The sequence below is a fragment of the Streptococcus mutans genome, from assembly GCF_006739205.1.
In the GTDB taxonomy this organism is placed as follows: domain Bacteria; phylum Bacillota; class Bacilli; order Lactobacillales; family Streptococcaceae; genus Streptococcus; species Streptococcus mutans.
This window is the reverse complement of the sequence record NZ_AP019720.1, coordinates 628,223-647,156: the sequence shown is the minus strand read 5'-3', so window position 1 is coordinate 647,156 and position 18,934 is coordinate 628,223. Positions and strand designations below refer to the sequence as shown.

13 protein-coding genes and 2 pseudogenes are annotated in these 18,934 nt (G+C 36.5%); all 15 read right to left on the bottom strand.

Going from position 1 to position 18,934, the window contains the following annotated elements:
* A complete protein-coding gene (gene lacC, locus FNL60_RS03485; RefSeq protein WP_002273847.1) occupies positions 1-933 on the bottom strand; it encodes a tagatose-6-phosphate kinase in 933 nt (310 codons plus the stop codon).
* Positions 934-951: 18 nt separating this feature from the next.
* Positions 952-1,467 carry a galactose-6-phosphate isomerase subunit LacB gene (gene lacB, locus FNL60_RS03480; RefSeq protein WP_002262464.1) on the bottom strand — a complete coding sequence of 172 codons (516 nt, stop codon included), beginning with the start codon at positions 1,465-1,467 and terminating at the stop codon, positions 952-954.
* A 25-nt stretch (positions 1,468-1,492) separates the two neighbouring features.
* A complete protein-coding gene (gene lacA, locus FNL60_RS03475; RefSeq protein WP_002262463.1) occupies positions 1,493-1,921 on the bottom strand; it encodes a galactose-6-phosphate isomerase subunit LacA in 429 nt (142 codons plus the stop codon).
* Between the two features lie 306 nt (positions 1,922-2,227).
* On the bottom strand, positions 2,228-2,983 hold the full coding sequence (gene lacR, locus FNL60_RS03470; RefSeq protein WP_002265225.1) for a transcriptional regulator LacR: 756 nt from the start codon (positions 2,981-2,983) through the stop codon (positions 2,228-2,230).
* Between the two features lie 224 nt (positions 2,984-3,207).
* Positions 3,208-6,846: a helicase-exonuclease AddAB subunit AddA gene (gene addA / locus FNL60_RS03465; protein ID WP_002280325.1), complete on the bottom strand. Its 3,639-nt coding sequence runs from the start codon at positions 6,844-6,846 to the stop codon at positions 3,208-3,210.
* Positions 6,836-10,078: an ATP-dependent nuclease subunit B gene (rexB, locus tag FNL60_RS03460; RefSeq protein ID WP_002280326.1), complete on the bottom strand. Its 3,243-nt coding sequence runs from the start codon at positions 10,076-10,078 to the stop codon at positions 6,836-6,838. The genes addA and rexB overlap by 11 nt, the downstream gene beginning before the upstream one ends.
* A gap of 869 nt (positions 10,079-10,947) precedes the next feature.
* Complete coding sequence (locus FNL60_RS03455; RefSeq protein WP_002262921.1) at positions 10,948-11,193, bottom strand: SemiSWEET family transporter; 246 nt, start codon at positions 11,191-11,193, stop codon at positions 10,948-10,950.
* Positions 11,194-11,367: 174 nt separating this feature from the next.
* A complete protein-coding gene (locus FNL60_RS03450) occupies positions 11,368-11,694 on the bottom strand; it encodes a hypothetical protein (protein ID WP_002262922.1) in 327 nt (108 codons plus the stop codon).
* A gap of 363 nt (positions 11,695-12,057) precedes the next feature.
* Positions 12,058-12,234, bottom strand: a pseudogene (locus tag FNL60_RS03445) (phenylalanine--tRNA ligase subunit beta-related protein); the annotation flags it as partial.
* A 308-nt stretch (positions 12,235-12,542) separates the two neighbouring features.
* A complete protein-coding gene (wgkD, locus tag FNL60_RS03440) occupies positions 12,543-13,823 on the bottom strand; it encodes a tryglysin-associated MATE efflux transporter WgkD (RefSeq protein WP_002265226.1) in 1,281 nt (426 codons plus the stop codon).
* Entirely contained in the window at positions 13,820-14,143 is a 324-nt protein-coding gene (gene wgkC, locus FNL60_RS03435) for a PqqD family peptide maturation chaperone WgkC (protein WP_002265227.1), read from the bottom strand. The genes wgkD and wgkC overlap by 4 nt, the downstream gene beginning before the upstream one ends.
* Positions 14,140-15,254: pseudogene (gene wgkB, locus FNL60_RS03430) on the bottom strand (radical SAM/SPASM peptide maturase WgkB). The gene wgkC and the pseudogene wgkB overlap by 4 nt, the downstream one beginning before the upstream one ends.
* 56 nt (positions 15,255-15,310) lie before the next feature.
* Positions 15,311-15,376 carry a tryglysin family RiPP peptide gene (wgkA, locus tag FNL60_RS10665; RefSeq protein WP_423160450.1) on the bottom strand — a complete coding sequence of 22 codons (66 nt, stop codon included), beginning with the start codon at positions 15,374-15,376 and terminating at the stop codon, positions 15,311-15,313.
* A gap of 84 nt (positions 15,377-15,460) precedes the next feature.
* On the bottom strand, positions 15,461-16,318 hold the full coding sequence (locus FNL60_RS03425; protein ID WP_002280351.1) for an Rgg/GadR/MutR family transcriptional regulator: 858 nt from the start codon (positions 16,316-16,318) through the stop codon (positions 15,461-15,463).
* A gap of 210 nt (positions 16,319-16,528) precedes the next feature.
* Entirely contained in the window at positions 16,529-18,934 is a 2,406-nt protein-coding gene (pheT, locus tag FNL60_RS03420; protein ID WP_002311998.1) for a phenylalanine--tRNA ligase subunit beta, read from the bottom strand.

The window sequence follows — 18,934 nt, the reverse complement described above, 5'->3', positions numbered from 1 at the left end:
TTAAACCTCCGCTACCTCAATTTGTTGGTATAAATTATCATAATTTTCTAAGTTAACGTGTCCAGTTAATTTTTCCTGAGCATTGAGCATACCAAGTGTATTCGCTTTTTTGAGCAATTTCTCATCACTTGCTCCTGCAGCAAGAGCCGATGTAATTCCAGCTACCGTTGAATCCCCTGAACCAACTGGATTAACGACTGCTATTTTAGGAATAGTGACCTTATAAAATGTTTGACCATGCTTGGCAAAAGAACCTTGAGAACCAAGTGAGACAATAATCCAATCAATTCCTGAAAAGATGGGGCTAGCCAAAGCATACTTTAAAACAGCAACATCATTTGTAATCTCCCGTTCCATAATTTGAGATAATTCTTCTGTATTGGGCTTGATGACAGTTGGTTTAGCTGCACCGTTTAACACTTCCAACAAAGCCTGACCTGAACAATCCAAAACAATAGGAACCTGATGTTGCTTGCAAATCGCAATCATTTGAGAATAATAGTCTACAGGAACCCCTTTTGGAAGACTTCCTGAAATTGCGACAACTTCTAATTTTGGAAGTAATTTTTCAAAAAATTCAAGAAACCCTTTAGATTCTTTAGCGGAAACATAAGGTCCTTGTTCTAATATTTCTGTTTGATAGCCACCATGTAAAATAGCAATACAATTTCTTGTCTCTGCAGAAATCTTATAAAAAGAATGCTTTATGGCAGACTTATCAAGTTCCGCTTCTAAAAATTCACCAAGTTTCCCACCAAGAAGGCCGCTAGCAAGGACATCGTCTCCTAACTGAGACAGAACACGTGTCACATTCAATCCTTTTCCTCCGGGTGTTTTATGCGTTTCAATGACACGATTGACAGTATCAACCTTTAAGTCATCCAGCTGGTAAGCAATATCAATGGAAGGATTCATCGTAACTGTTAGCATCATAATGATAACTCCCCTTACTCAATCGTGATAGTCACCGCGATTCCACTTTTCTAGAAATTCATCAAAGAAATGCGGATCTGCTTGTTTATCGTTATGTGCTTCTAAATGTTTGATCTTAGCAATTAATTTCTTATTTTCTTCTGTCGGTTTATACTGGGCTTTAATAAAAGCATCTACAATATCAAATAATAACAACTTACCTATAATAGCGCCGCCAAAGCTAACGACATTTGCATTAAGTTCTTCTTTTGAATACAGTGCAGAAGTCATATCTCTTACTAATGCCGTTCTAACACCCGGTACTTTATTGGCAGCATTACTTATACCCACACCAGTACCGCACATACATACACCTAAATCCGCTTCACCACTGCTAACTGCTTCGCCCACTTTTTTACCAAAGATGGGATAGTGCGTACGTGTAAAGTCATAGGTCCCTACATCTAGAACTTCATAACCTTCTTCTTTTAGATGTTTAGATAGTTCCATTTTCACATCAGTAACAATATGGTCACAACCAATAGCAATTTTCATTTTCATTTCCTCACTCTATTTGTCTTTAGCACATTTTATTTAGCATATCTACACGGATCTGATGACGGCCGCCGTCATATTTAGCCTCTACAAAGTCCTTAACAATATTTTTGGCCAGTTCATCTCCAACAATTTCAGCACCAAGAGTAATGATACGCGCATTATTATGGCCGCGTGTCATATAAGCTGAACGTTCATCAGACACTTCTGCTGCAATCATACCTTTGACTTTAGTAGCTACCATAAAGCTGCCCGCACCATAGGCATCAATTGCAATCCCCAAATTTTTATCATTTTTTTGTACTTCATGTACAACTGCTAAAGTTGAATCTACAAAATCCAAATCTTTCCTTTCAGTAACATCTAAAACTTCATGATTGTTGTCTTTTAAAAATGTTTTAATAACATCTTTAAGTCTTTTACCAGCTGCATCTGAACCAATAATAATTGCCATAGTCATTCTCCTTGAAATGATTTTTTAGTCAGAAAAGCGTTTTCGTTTTTCTTTAGTTATAATATACTATAACTTGTTTAAAAAATCAACACATTTTTGTTTATTTTTTAAACATTTTTGGTATTATTTAAAAAATATTTCCTTTTTCTGTTGATAAAATATAATTTTTGTTTGAAGTTTGAGTGTTTTTACGCAAAAAAATAAGAGTCCGAGTCAGACCGCTATGATTGCTAAACAATCTTGAAGGTCTTCTCTCGCTCTCTTTGATTATCTTATTTTTCTGATCACTTTTTGTTATCTAACGATTTAGTTAATAATCTCAGTATATTTGCTCAGTTTTTGAAGCTTATCGTCATCTTGACAATCTGTAATCAGAGCTGTCAATTGTGATAGCTGATAAAATGACGTAAAATCTTCTTTTCCAATCTTTGAAGAGTCAATCAGTAAATATTTTTCAATTGCCCTTCCTAAAGCCATCTTCTGAGTATAAGCTTCTTGGAAACTTGATGTCATCACTTCATTTCCTTTGACACCATTGCCGCTGAAAAACATTTTAGAAAAATGCATTTTTTCTAAAACGATATTTGTTATTTCTCCAATAAAAGACTGAGTGATACTTCTCATTTCGCCGCCCAATAAATGGACTCTAAACGTCTCTGATTGCTTTTGCGATAAGATCTGAAAAACAGGAAGACAATTGGTGATGACTTGCAAAGTTGTCTTATTAATCTCTTCAGCCAGCAGTTCTACAGTTGTTCCCGGTCCTAAAAAGATCGTATCTCCTTCTTCTACTAACTCGGCAGCCTTTTGTGCAATATAGTGCTTTTCTTCTATTTGTCGAGAATGTTTTTCTTCATGGGACATTTCTTTATATTGAAAAATATTATTGCTTCTAGCCCCACCGTGAATACGTGTTAATACTCCCAAGCCTTCCAATTCAGTTAAATCGCGACGGACAGTCATGTCTGATACCTTTAATCGTTCCACAACTTCAGTAACCCGAATGGTTCCTCGCTTATTAATGAGTTTTGTGATTTCTTCTAATCGTTCTTCCTTCTTCATAAATACCTCTTTTCCTTCTTTTCTTCTATTATATAATATTTTTAAATTTTTTTCGATATTCAAACATAAAACAAACATTACGTTTAAATAACAGTTCTTTTCATAAATAAAAAAGAGTATTTATGAAAAGAACCTCCTGATAAGAACAGTGTATAACTTTTTTATACTGTCCATTATAAGTGGTTCTTTTCATTAGACTACTCTTTTTTGGAATATGTCTGCTATTAAATTTCCACAACTTCTAATTTTTCACCGCCTAATAGAATTAAATAACTGTCTACTTGTTGGATATTATAGGATTGGCTCAAAGCTTGAGCATAAAGTGTCATCTGACCTCGGTAACGCTCTTTAATAGCTTGACTATTAGTGAATTTATCTGTTTTATAATCAAAGAGGACAATCCGATTATCAAAAAGAATGTAACCGTCAATAATCCCCCGCACGACATAGTCTTCTCCGCTTGCAGGATCCGCTTGCAGCATAGCAAAGGGTGCTTCACGATAGACCTTGTCAGCATTTGCTTGAATGAGTTTCCCCAGTTGGCTGGTCTGGAAGAAATGCAAAATCTTATCAACCTGAATAGCTTTTTTAACATTTTCTTCTACAGATAGTTCTGCCAGAGCAGTTAAAATATCTTCAAGACTAACCTGTTCACTCAAATGAAGCCGCTGCATAAGTTCATGAACACTTGAACCAAGAGCTGTTGGATCTTGGTTCGCCTTTTTTGAAAATTGAGGCAGCTCAAACTTTGGTTTAGTCTGATAGGAAGTTTGCATCACCTCTACACCTTCTGTTTCCATAACAGGCTCATAAAATTTTTTGATCTGACTTGGCGTACGAACAGTTGGTAAATGGATAGCAGCCTTATAGTGCTGATTTAATTTTTCAACTGCTTCTAACATATCTAAAGCACGCGCAATATTATCTGATTGCCGATTATCCTTAAGATTATCCGCATCATAAGCCTGCTCTGCTTCTAAACTTCCCATTTTATCTTCTGTTAAGTCTTCATCCGTTATAAAACTTGTTTTAAAATGAAGTTCATCGGCAGCATAAGCAGCTTCAATCGCCAAAAGCCAATCCTGAAAAGTCAAATAGTGTTCACGATCAGCTACTGGCAAATGATTGTTTTCTGATTTGCCATCATACTGATCCCCTAATTTTTCCTGACTGCCTTTTCCGACCAAGTAAAGTTTCTTTTCAGATCGTGTCATGGCAACATAAAGCAATCGCATTTGTTCAGATAGGGTTGCCAGACGAAGCTCACGCTTATTCAGTTGATAAGGAAGAGTATCCATGCTGACTTTAACTGTTGGCAATAATTTTTCCTCTAGTTCTTCTTTCATATCAGCAATATACTTGATACCAACACCGTTTTGCCGCGATAAGATTAAGGGTGATGTCATATCTTGAATGCTAAATTTTTTATCAATATTAAGAACAAAGACATATTTAAATTCCAATCCCTTACTCTTATGAATCGTCATCAGCGTCACTGCATTTTTAGGTAAAGCGACTTCAACATCAGCCAAGTCATTTTGATTTTCTAGAATTTTGTCAATCATGCGAATGAAGCGCGACAACCCCTTAAAACCTGTTTTCTCAAAGTTATCGGCACGCAGGGCTAGAGCATAAAGATTGGCTTGGCGCTGTTCAGATTTTGGTAAACTTCCCACATAATCATAGTAAAACTTATCATTATAAATTTTCCAAATCAAATCATAGAGCGAATTTAAGAGACTAAACTCACGCCAACTGAGAAAAGTTTCAAAGAAAGCATCCAATTTGGCAGACAATGCTTCTGTGATCAACTGAACTTGCTGGCCTTGGCCATTTCTGGCATTCTCCATCTTTTCATAAAGATTTTGTTTGTGTTGATCTGGTAGATTTTGCAGAGCTAGACGAGCCAAGTCATCCTCATCAAAAGCAAACATAGGTGAACGCAAAAGAGCTACTAGAGCATAATCATTGAGAGGATTATCAATAGAACGCAGAGTATCCAACATGACCATAACTTCCACTGATTTCAGATAGTTTTGTTCACCACCATCAGTCACCAAAGGAATGCCATAATCATCAAAGGTTTGCAAGATACCATCATTGCGTGTCCGCGATGAGACAAGCAAGGTAATATCTTCAAACTGAACCTTTTCTTCATTATGAAGGCGAATAATCTCCTTAGCAACCAATTTGACCTCACCTAGACTGATTTGATTACTATCATCTTCTACAGCAAGATCTTGATTTTGCTGATCCTTTGTATCATAGATGAGGACTTGTGTTTCATTTTGCGGATAAGGAATTTTCTGAGCTGAACTGCCAGCCACAAGCTGATGGGTATCATCGTAGAGAATTTCTCCAACCGTTTCATCCATAAGGTGCGTAAAAACACTATTGGTAGCATCTAAGACTTCTGACTGACTCCGAAAGTTTTCTTTTAAGAGAATGAGTTTTCCATGCTCTGGATGTTCTTGAAAATCCTTAAATTTTTGATTAAAAATCTGTGGATCTGCCTGACGAAACCGATAGATAGATTGCTTAATATCTCCTACCATGAAGCGATTGCGCCCATTAGATAAAAGTTCCAACATGCGCTCTTGGGTGTGATTATTATCCTGATATTCATCTACCATGACTTCATGATACTTATCTATATAAAGCTGACGAATAGCATCATTTTCTTCTAAAATCTGGATAGCAAAATGTGCAATGTCTGAAAACTCAAAGGCATTTTCCTGCATCTTTGCTTGCAGGTATTGTTTTGAAAAATCAAGGTTAAAAGATTGCAGTACTTGCAACAAAGGCAGACTTTGATCCTGATACTTGAAAATTGTTTCCAAGTGTTTTAGTCCTCTTAAGCGACTGTGCAAACTGCGAAAGACAGGATATTTAACTCCTGCTACTGTCACATCGTTACCAGATGGAATGAGTGTTGCAATGTCATTTGCTAATTTCCCCAGACCATCTCGCCCGTATAGACTGTCAAAATGCAAGACCCAATCCTGCAGCTGCTCAATCATTTTAAGGTGCCTTTGATAAGCTGCTGTTGGAGTTCCTTTAGCCGTTACTTGCTTGTAATCTTCTAAATCCGTCACATCACGAAGAGCGAGAGCAGTTTCCTGCAAAGTATTCAAAAAGTCTTTCACTTCTTGTTCAGGAATAGCTGAAAAATCCTTATAGGTATTGGCTCCTTTTAAGAAATTCTCCAAAAGCCATCTTTGGGGATTATCGGTTGCCTGACTGAAATCATAAATTTTGTAAATAATTTGTCTAAAATTGCTCGAATCTTTTCGATTTCCAGCAAAATTCCTAACAAGCTTAGTGAAAAGCTCTGCTTGATCGCCAGTTCTGTAATCAGTAAAAAGGTCGTCAAAGACATCATTTTTAAGAAGATCCTGCTCGCTTTTATCTTGTAAAATTCGAAAATTCGGTGAAATTCCCAAGGTATAGCCGTACTGTGTCACTAATTTTTGGGTAAAGGCATCCATGGTTCCAATATCCGCAGTCTGCAATCCCAAGAGTTGTTCGCTGAGAAATTGTTTGAGGGCAGTGTCATTTGTCAAACGCAATTGCTCGGTGATTTTCTTTTCTAAACGCTCCTTAAGCTCACCAGCAGCCTTAACGGTAAAGGTGGAAATAAAAAGCTGATCAATCGTTACACCACGCAGAATTTTATCCATAATCCGCTCAATCATCACAAAGGTTTTTCCTGAACCAGCAGAGGCAGAAACCAAAATATTGGTTCCTGAAGTGTAAATGGCCTCAATTTGCTCAGGTGTTCGTTTTTGTTTCTTATCAGACTGTGCTTCTTGAATTTGTAAGGAAGCTATTTCTTGATCTGTTAAAAATGATTTAAAGGTCATTGCCTTCCTCCTCTTTTTTAGACTGCATTAACGCCAAGAAGCCCTGACGTTTTTCTTTGCGTGGCAGCTGATAAAGTTTACGAGCATAAGGCATGTGGCGATCTGCTTCAAAATGTGTAATAGCCTTCAGCTGTTCTCCCTGAACAGATTTGCCATCCTGACTGTAGGGGTTAATGAGAAAGTTTCCTTTTCTGATTTGCTTTGCGGCACTGCGATAGAGTCTTTTATTATAATCAAGCAGCAAATCAACTTCTTTTTGACTATAGACAGCATCATGCAAATGGTATTTCCCATTAGCCAGATGTGCTTTTTCATCTTCTAAAAAGAGTCCCTTATAACTTAAATTCTTATGAACCGTTTCCGGAATTTTTTCGATGGATTTCATATTGGCTAAATCAATTTTAGGTTCCTGCATATGAAGATACATGGCTCCAAAAATCTTATCTGTCTCATTCAAATTTTTACAAGACCGAAGAGCTTCTATATAAGTCACTAACTGCGGACTGAGTCCATTGTAAAATTTTTGCAGATCAAAGGTATTTTTACTTGATTTATAATCAACAATTCCTAAACTGCCATCTGACAAGCGATCAATGCGATCAATAACCCCTCTGATTTTAACAGTCTGATCCAGCATTAACTCAAAGGCTTCTTCTTCACTTTCTGCCTGAACAGGATTATCCCCTTTTAAAATGGTAGCCGTACTACGAGCAATATCTTCTAAAATACCCAAAGCATAGCGACTTTCCTCATCTTCATTATAAACCAAGTGAAAGCTATCCTCATGGTTGGTTATATCAATGGCACGATTTAATTTACTGTCAAAATCATCAATAGATTGATCTTGTATAACCAATTCAAACACGCGGTGCAAATAAGTCCCATGATTTCTAGCATCAGGATGAATCGTTTCAAGCTCTTGCAAGCCAAGGATATATTGAAGGAAATAGAGATACTGATTATTGTAAAAAGTTGTCAGGGCAGACGATGATAGACTTAAAGGTTGATCTATTGGAAAACGTGCTGCCATAACCTCTGCAGCAACCTGCTTGGTCTGCATCTTATCGTTCACTTCAGGAATCGTAAGTCCTTCTTTTGCCAATTTTTGGCGTAAATAGCGAACAGCAACTGACCAAAAGGTCTGCTCTTCTTTAGATAATTCTTGGTCAATAGCAGAGCGGTTAAGTTCAATCACACGCGACAAAAGCGCCTTGTAATTGCCAATATCTTCTGGATCCGCAGCTAAACGATTGCCCCCCTTTTCGACAACTGGCACACCCATATCTTGCAATTCAAGCAAATAGGAGGAGGTGTTGTCCTCTGCCTCGTTTAAAATCTGCGGCAAGGTTAAGACCAATTCCTGAGTGGCCGCATTGAAGAGTGACAGGGCGGTGAAATGATTTTTCTTGAGATTTTCCTTAGTGACAATATCAAAACGACGATTGTCAGGAGTTGCTTCATTGATTTTTGCACGTTCTTCATCCGAAATAAGACTCTTATTTTGGACAATTTTAGGAAAATGAGACTGGGTCATTCCCATAGCAAAAACAAATTTATTGCTATGGGGCTCCACCAAATCATAAGACTTAACTGTCACAACATCAACACTAGCAGGAACCGTCCGATAATCAGCCGCCAGCATGCCGCTGCGTAAGAGTGCCAGAAAATCAGCCAACTTCATTTTTTCTTGTCCAAAAATCGTATGAAATTGCTCTAAAATAACCGTAAAAGTTTTCCAAACTTGCTCGTTCTTTTCCTGCTCAGTGTCACTGACACCTTGGATTAATTTTGAAAAATTATTCGTTAAAGAAATGGCTTCTAAAAAGCTGGTCAATTTTTGCAGGATACTGTCTCCCTTTTGAGCCTGTATTTTAACCAGCTCTTGTAAAGGTGACATGACTTCTGCCCGCAGTTTATTTAAGGCTTTTAGATCAAATTGCCCATGATTATCTAGCGTAAAGTCCTTAAAAAACTTTGTTTTTCCTTTAATATCAGCATAAATGACATACTGCTCCAATTTATCTAACTGATTTTGCCTGATTTTGCCATATAGGCCTGATTTGAGCAGATTCATGACATCCTCAGCACGAAAATTATAACGTTTAACCCGCTCCAAAGAATCCACAAAATGAACCAGCGGGTGCGAACTCATGGACTCCGCTTTGCCAAAATAATAGGGAATTTCATACTTATCAAAAATCTTGCCAATCTGCAGTTTATAGGCATCCGCATCCCCAAGAAGGACCAAAATATCCTTGTAACGATGACCTTCATAGAGTTTCCGGCGAATGCTCTTAGCAACATGTTCCACTTCTTCTTTTTGATTAATGACATCCCAGATAGTTACATGTTCCTTGTCCTTATCTGTCAAGACCAGCTGACTGTCCGAAAAATCATGACAACTTTCAAATAGCTGAGAAAGTTTGGTAAAGGCAGGCAAAGCTTCTTGCTTTGATACCACATATTCTGGTTTGGTTTGAAATTTACCAGCCAAACCACGAATGAAATCAAGACTAGCCTGATAGACATTCTCATTCGAAAAAGTTGAACGATAAGCTTTTTGACTAATATAAGTCCCAATGATAATGTCAACACCTTTTTCATATAACAGTCCTATCAGGTTTTCTTCTTCAGCAGAAAAACGTGTGAAACCATCAACAACAATTGTCAAATCCTGCAAAGCCGTATCTAAATGACCGAATTTGATCTGTTGTGCAAAGAAGGCAATCTTGCTTTGATTATCAAAATGGCCAGCACTTAAAATGGTTTCAACCTCTGTAAAAATCTTAATCAAATCTTCCTGCTTTTCAGCCGAATTTAGCTGATTTAATTCTAAGACAGTCAGATTAGAAGCCTTGAGTTCCTTATACAAATCCACCAATTGATTGATAAAATGAGCATCTTGCTTAAGACGCCCAAAAACACGCAAATCTTGGTCTGAAAAACTGGATAAAGCACGATAAAAAACCATGGCAAGTCCATTATCATCAATGGTTTCGCCCTGATGAATATCATTTAAAACAAAATAGCGTGCCATCTGCTCAAAACGCGTAATGGTAATAGCAAAGGAAGCCCGCTCAGGCAGGGTCTCCAAAACAGCTCGCTCCTTCTCAAAAGACAAGGAGTTGGGAGCAATATAAAAGACCCGCTTACCAGCCTTAGCAGCTATTTGTGCTTCCTCGGCCAAAATCTCTGTTATGTTGTATGGAATGTCGGTATATAAAAGTTTCATTATTACCTCTATCAGATTGAAATAATTGGTAAGCATGTCGCTTCTTTATATTATCACAAAATTGATCAAAAAAATATTCGTATCATTATAATGATTTTAGGTTTGACGACTAAACATTTTCCAATTCTTTATAATTCTTAATCTCTATTATCTAATATTTTACTTTTATTGTCATCCACTTAATATATATATTTGATTTCCTTCTATCCAAAAGAATCAATTTCAATCGGTCTAACATCACAAGTCTATATGTGTAGGTAAAACATGATTTCTGTATCTGATTCGTTGTTGTCACTGGGATCACCCCCGCTCGTGCGGGTAAAACTGATTGCTACGCAATTATTCACAAAATAGTGTAAATATATAAAATTACGTATAAAAAGTTCGGCCAATCGTAATGAAAGCTCGATTCAATTTTGTCGTCTTGCTTTCCTTAAAATAGATTAGATAAGCTCCGGCAGAACACCGAACTTTAAAGGGTTGAGCCTAAAAAACAAGACGCGAAAATTCCAATTTATCACTGCGTTAAACTAAAACCACTACACAATAAAAAGTTAGAACACTTTTATCCAAAATTCGTAGAAAATCCAGCGTCAGTGAACTTTCTTGAAACCTTGCGATACACGTTCGAGCAATCAATAACACTGAGAAAGAAAGCTAGCAAGGTGGCTAGACAGACCGTCGCTAACAGCTTTTCTTGCTTAGCCCTCATTAACTTTGACACATTTCCTCGTCTATTTGATTGTGATTAAGTAGGTATCATCTCAGGAAAAGGTTGATAAATGACAGAAAAAAAAGAGCCGTTCCACAGAAATCTCTATTTCACAGACTCAATTCACAACCTTTATGAAATAAATGCTTTTATAAAGCTAAACTAATGCCGTAATCGCTGCAATCAAGCCAAAAACAATGCCTGGCATATTGGCGGCAGCTAAAGGAAGGTCTCGCTTTTCTTTACAAAGACCATAAATTACCCACAGTGTGCAGTTAAGTGCAGCCACTGACGGTTGGATAAAATCCCCCTTATTTCCTGCTAAATTATTCATAATCTGAGGGATATAAGACACATACATCATTATAGACATAAAAGTCGCTACCCAACCTAATATCAACATATTTTTTTCTTTCCGCAAAGTTCTTCATTACCTCAATTCTTCAGACTGTTTTCCATTTTAAACTTTTCTTTGAAAATGTCAAATTGTTTTCAAAAGAATGTTAAGCCATCCCGTTTGTCTTTTATGACACCATTGCTTGATTTATCATTCTTCATAATCAATAAACTGCAGTCTTTATAAAGTTTCATTCCATTTTGCCAATCGTTTTTTCAGAAGCGGTATAGCTGATTTAAGCCAAAAATCATCACTAAGCCATCCTGATGACATGCCGCCGGATTCACTTATAAAGTCTTTAACAAGAGCCATCTCACCCATTCTAAATTCTTTTCCAGTTAAGTCTTGATAGATCGTTCTTATATCCTCTTCTAATTTTCTTTCGGAATATGGCATAGCTACCTTTTGAAAATGCTTTTCTAAATAGTTCCAAAAAACAGGATCCCCTCGTAAACCAAACCTGTCTACCGGGCCATCTTTAAAAATTTCAGATACAACATGTGTCATAACCTTTCTCCTTATTCTAGTCTTTTGGTTTGATTGTAAGACAAGGCAGCAAGCCGCAGACAGTTTTAACAACTGGGAGGGTTGAAGGGTGATAATTAAACTGACAAAGTTAGTCACAAAAACGTACGGTAAGACGCGCTAACAAAGTCATAAAGGATAAACTAAATGACTATCATCCCTTTAAAACGGGAAATTGTTTTCACAAACACAGGTCTTTTATAGGCTTGACAAACGACGTTTACAGAAATTAATTTTCTTTTCATATTGAACTAACAGCAAACATCATTGATGGGCACTGTCCTTGCTAAGTTATCTGTTTAAAAATAAGAAACAGACGGCTATAAGCTTATCAGCTGTCAATTTTTACCTCACTTCTGCACCAATTTTTTCGGTTAGGGCTTTGGTGATTTTTTCCATGTATTTGGCAACTTCTTCATCTGTGAGATTATCATTAGGATTTTGGAAAGTCAGGCTGTAGGCCATTGATTTCTTACCTTGTCCCAATTTTTCACCAGCATAAACGTCAAAGAGTTTTACTTTGAGATATTAAGAACCCATATTCATAGATTTCCTACTTATTGCCTAAAGCATTAGCTTATCGAAAGCGACCGTAAGGTCACTAAGAACTATAGGTACCACCGTAGGCAGAAGAAGATTGATTAACTGATTTGTCAATCTTCAAAGGGATTTTCAAGGCCTTAGATCACCTCCTAATGTAGCCACCAAAGATTACTGCGACGTTTCGTTTGAAAAATCGATAATATTTTTTAGGTGAAACTAGTGTAAACTGTCAAAAAACTTTTATTCATTAAAGTTCTAAAAAAGACTTGTATTACTCCCTACAAGTCTTACATTGTCATTTTACGTGATGATACTCTCTTCTCACTATTTCTTTTTATGAAAAGAATACTAAGCACTATTAAACTCAAACCATAAATGCCATACAGAGATTGATAGGTTTGCTTGCCCATTAACTGGAGAACTAATAAGATAAGGATACTTAATATATTGACAATGCTTGTTATTTTTAAAACCCATTGTTCGTCATCATTGCTTTGCAAAAGCATCTTAGAGCTTTCATATAGAGGTGTTGCTCCCATGACCACAACCGTGTACAAAGTAAAAGGCAGCACATTATCAATAACTTCATCAGACAAAAAATGAGCAAAAGGATTTGAAAATACTGTTACTAAACAAGCAAATATAAATATAACAGCGTAGCTATTTCTAAAAATAGTAGCAATCAATGCTTTTTCGTCTTCTTTTTTCCTAGCTTCAGGCAAAAAGATTGCTATTGAACCCGCATACATAAAGGCAGGTGTTCTCACAATTGCAAATAATTGACTGACTACCGCATAGATGGACAAAATGCGTAGCCCTTGTCTTCCCATGAAAGCGTCGAAAGCCATGATAAATAAAACACTCTCCAGTATTTCTTGTATGGATAAAGGAATTCCAAAACGGATAAGCTCTAACTTACTTGTCGAAGCCTCTTGAAGCGCTTGAAAAACAAGAGATTTTACAAAAATGAAATACCCTAAAACAATGACTAGCAGCGATAAAATAGACGAAATAGCAGCTCCACGAATTCCCAAAAGAGGAACTAAGTAATAGTTTAACAAGACATCTAGCACGGAACTTAGGGTTCCAATCCAAAAAATGGGCTTTGTTTTCTTCTCAATTTTCAAAAGATTTGAAAAAAGGAAGATTAATAAGGTCAATAAAATATAAGGAGACATGATCTTGAAATAGGTAGTCGATAGTTCCAATAATTGACCATCAAAACCATAAAAAACTTTCAAAAAAGGTCTGCTCAATCCCAGACAAAAAAGAATGAATGACAGTCCAATTCCAATATCAATTAGCAGGGATGATTTTAAAAGATTTTTAAATCGTTGGTATTCTTTATTATAAAAAGCCTTGGCACCTCTAATATTAAACGACAAACTAAAGGCTCCAAGAATACCTCCAAATGCAAAAAGAAAATTCTGGATAACAGAAATGCCAGACAAGGCAGCATTAGAATTATCGACAGCAAAATGAAGAGAAATTTGACCAATCAAAACTTGAACAAGGTTTGTGGCAACGAGAGGAAAAACATAACGGTTCACCTCTTTAGAATAACTCATAATGCCTCCCGAAATGGTTTTAGGTATAAATAAATGTCTGATTTAATAAGATTTGCATAAATAATATGTAATATAGGTGTCTCCTCTAAAAAATGGACAATAGCTTTCTTACAATCGTCATAAGTCACATCATACTCTTCTTGAATGACCTCAATGATTTTGTCCAAAGAAAAGTTTTTAGAAATACAATATAAAATTTCAGCACCTATATCATCAAAAGAATAATACTCTAGATCTAATCTATCATATCCTATAAACTCATCGTCAATTTTATCAACAACAAAATCTCTCTTCCCTTTTATTGTAAAATGATTTTTCATACCAATACGCTTTCCTCTTCATCATAAAAACATGCTAAATCAGATCCAAGCAAAGTTCCATCTAACTCCAGTGCACTGCATCTGCATCCACCACCACACCAAGGTAAGGGGCAACCAGCACATTTCCCCGAAATATCGTCAAATGTAATATTTCTCAATTTATGAAATATAGAAGAATTATGCCAAATTTCATAAAAAGATTTTTCTTTTACATTACCTGCTACAAGTTCATCAATGCCGTTCATCAAATCACAACCATAAACATCACCTTTATGGTTGATAGAACAAGCTCTTACTCCAGCTTGGCAAGACATTTCTCTTTTCTTGTTACTATTAAAGTTCAGACTTTGATGCCATACACTTTCAAGTAAATCTAATCGGTTGTAAAAAGCTAGTGGGAAATAATGTGTCCAAAAGACATCACTTTCATTTGGAGGAACTATTTTAAACTTCACTTTAAATTCTCCACGAGACAATCTCTCTGTTAAATCTAAAAATACAGGATACCAATGTTTCTTATCTGCTAGAATGCTTCCATCATTAGCTCTACCTGTTGGGCAAATAATCATTACAGACATATATTTAATTCTAAGCATATCGTTTAACCTAATAGTGTTAATCAAATCATCTACATTGTGCCTTCCTAATGTAAAAAGTGTAGAAACAGGAAGATTATACCTTTGTAAATTTTTAATACCCTCTATTGCCTTTTTAAAGCTTCCTTTACCTCTTTGGCTATCATGAACTTTAGAGCAACTTCCATCCACGGTCACACAAATTCTATCCAAATGCAGTTTAGATAATTCCTTAGCTACAGAATCTGTAATGAGGTTACCATTAGTATTTAAAACTTTAGCAAAATGATATTTATCAAAAGCCTTTAAGATGTCTAATATATCATCTCTAATAAACGGTTCACCTCCAGTAACACCTACTCGCGGAACTCCCATTAAATTTAATTCACGGAAAATAGAATCCAGCTTCTCAACAGACATCTCTCCTTTTTTACTGGCAAAAGGGCCTGCTTCTGCTGAACAATATGAACAACTTAATTACAACGATTTGTTACACAAACATCAACCAATAACGGATATGGTGAATAATCTCTCATTAAAATACCTCCTAAAAAATCTGTAAGCTATGCAATGGCCTACAGACCTTGTTTTACTAGTGCTTACCCCAACAGTTTACCTTAGTTGTTTTAGGAACACTAAACTCTTTTTTAGTCAACATAGTATTTACCTCCTTGATTTGATAGAATTATTATAAATCAAATCCAAAAAGAGAGATTTTTTATCCCATATACACAATTTCATATTATCCTTCTAAAATTTTTTGAAGATGGTTTTCATAGGTTTCAGCAATATGCAAACTCCCTGCCAATTTCATTGCTGCTACTGATTTCTTTATTTCAATAATAGCAAGTGTCGTCTTATATTTTTTATAGGCAAATAGATTTTGAGCATAATGAAAGACCAAGCGTTCATAAATTTCTGTTTCATCAAAATGACAGATGCTTAATTGTTTTTCAAAATACAGTGCATCAATCAGTTTATCTCTTTCAATGCAAGTTATAAAAGAATTCAGAGCCATACGTGAAATAAGACGTCGATTTCGAGGTATTTCTTTATAAAAATCTGACCGTCTCATCATCTCTCTAGAGAGAACCATAAAAGTTTCATGTTTAAAAACATCAATAGTATTCGTAAAAAGTAACAGCTCATAGAAACCCCAGTATTCAACTTTAAATAAGTAATTTGTTAAGTAATCTAGGTCTGCTTTACTATAATAAGTTTCACCGGATAAATCTTGCAACCTTATTTTTACTAGAATAACATTCAAATGGTGAAAAATTCGACCTTCTTTTAAATTCTCTTGTTGCTTAATCAATACCGCTTTTAATCGTTCAACATCTTTATTATTAACACACTCCCTCACATCTTTAAGGAGCTCATTTAATTCATCCTGATGGAAATCATTGGCAGCATACATAAATTCTTCAATAGGCATATTTATTTTGTACAGTGCTGTCATAAGTTTACTTATTGTCAGCTCAGATTCTCCATTTTCAAATCTTGAAAGATGTGAAGTTGATAAATTTGAACCAGCTACTTCCTTCATTTTTAGACCGCGTGATTCTCTAAATTTTTTAAATATTTTTCCATATTCAGTCATCAATAGTACCTCAATTGTCTATATGGGATTTATATTCAGTTAATTGCAATTTATTATAACATATAAGAAAAGTGAGTGAGGAGAAAAACATGAGAAATAAAATTTTTATGACTTTGATAGTGGTATTAGAAACAATTATCATTATCGGCGGTGGGTAGGCTCACTAGCTTACATACCAAAAAAATCTACCTTTAAAGGTAGATTTTTTCGTTATCTCACTTCAGCACCAACTTTTTCGGTTAGGGCTGAAGTGATTTTTTCCATGTATTTGGCAACTTCTTCATCTGTGAGATTATCATTAGGATTTTGGAAAGTCAGGCTGTAGGCCATTGATTTCTTACCTACTCCTAGTTTTTCACCGGCATAAACATCAAAGAGTTTTACCTTGATCAGACGTTTCACACCGCTGGCTGCAATAGCATCCAAAATATCTTGGTGACTCACTTTTTCTGAAAGAAGCAGGGCAATATCGCGCGAAACAGCTGGGAATTTAGTGATATCTTCAAAGACTAAATCCGATTTAAGAGCTGCTTCCAGTGCATTAAGATTCACTTCTGCTACATAAGTTTCTGGAATATCGTACAGTTTAGCAGTCTGCGGATGAACTTGACCAAGATAACCGATAACTTGACCATCACGTTCAATCAAAGCTGTACGTCCGGGATGCATATTAGCCATTTCTTTAGTCGCAACAAATTGAACAGTGATTTCAAGCTTAGCAAGAATAGCTTCCAGAACACCTTTAGCATAGAAGAAATCAACTGGGGTTGCTGCTGTCTGAAAGTCTTTTTCAGTTACTAAACCTGTCAGAGCAAAGGCAAAAGTATCTATTTCCTTAGGCAAATCTTTTTGGGGATCCGCTGTTTGCTCAAATACTTTGCCAATTTCATATAGGGCTAGATTGTTGCTCTTACGTGCTACATTATAGGCAATGGTATCTAGCATTCCAGAGACAATATTTTGACGCAGTGCCGAACGCTCAACGGTCATTGGCCACATCAGTTCTGTCACCTTGCTAGGATTTGGCGTAAAAGCAACTGCCTTTTCAGGCGTGGTCAAGGCATAGGAAATAATTTCTGAAAGACCACTACCTTCAGCCAAACTTCTTATCTTACGACGTAATTTTTGTGACTTGGTCAATTCACCAACTGTTCCTGCTGCTTCAGGCAGTGTTGTCGGTAATTTATCATAACCATAAATACGGGCGATCTCTTCGACCAAATCCGCCTGAATGCTAATATCCCAACGGCGACGCGGTACAGAAACCGTGAATTTTTCGTCATTGCCAGAAAGACCAAAACCAAGGCGAGCAAAAACACTTTCAATATCTGAGAAAACTAAGTCTGTACCTAAGCGAACATTGACATAATCCAGACTAGTGGATACTTGAATATCATCTGTCGGAACTGCTCCTGCACTGACCTGACCAGCGAGAACTGTTCCATCTGCCAATTCCGTCAGCATTGCTGCAGCAAAATCAAGTGCCTTAACAACATCAGCGTAATTAACACCCTTTTCAAAACGTGAAGAACTTTCGGAACGCAGATTAAGACGGCTGCTTGTTTTACGAATTGATTTTCCATCAAAGACGGCTGCTTCAAGGACAACATTTTTAGAAGAGGCATCAATTTCAGTTGTCGCACCACCCATAACACCTGCAAGTGCCACTGGTTTATCTGCTACAGTAATGACAAGATCCTCTTCAATCAAATCACGCGCTTCACCATCAAGTGTTACTAATTTCTCACCAGCTTTTGCCTGACGTGCAAGAATATCCTTGCCTTCAAACTTATCTAAATCAAAAGCATGCATAGGCTGTCCAAAGTAAAGAAGAACATAATTGGTCACGTCAACCACATTATTAATCGGACGAATGCCAGCATTCATAAGCAGATTTTGCAGCCACTGTGGACTTGGTTTAATGGTTACATTTTCAACCACACGCGCTTTGTAAGTCAAAACCTTGTCAGAAGCGATGGCTACCTTGATAAGGTCAGCTGCTTTCTTATCACTTTCAGTCAAGACTTTATCTTCAAAATGAACAGATTTATCATAAATCGCTGCTACTTCATGAGCCACACCGCGCATGGATAAAGCATCTGCACGGTTAGGTGTGATAGACAGCTCAATGATTTCATCATCTAAGTCCAAATAAGGGAAGATACTTTCACCCGGCACAGCATCTTCAGGCAAAATTTGAATGCCATCTGAATACTCCTTAGGAATAATGCTGTCCGGCAAACCAAGCTCCTGCAGAGAGCAAATCATACCCAGAGATTCCATACCGCGGATTTTCCCTTTTTTAATCTTATAATTATCTGCAATACGAGCTCCCGGAAGAGCAACAATTACTTTAATGCCAGCTGTAATATTTGGTGCTCCACAAACGATTTGACGAGATTCTTCCTCGCCAGTATCCACCTGACAAAGATGAAGATGCGTTTCTGGAACATCTTCACAAGAAAGGACATGACCGACGACTAATTTTGACAGTCCTTCTGCTGGAACGTCTACCCCTTCAACTTCAATACCTGTTGTTGACATTTTTTCAGCCAATTCGTGACTAGGTACATCAATATCAACTAATTCTTTCAACCATTTATAACTTACTAACAT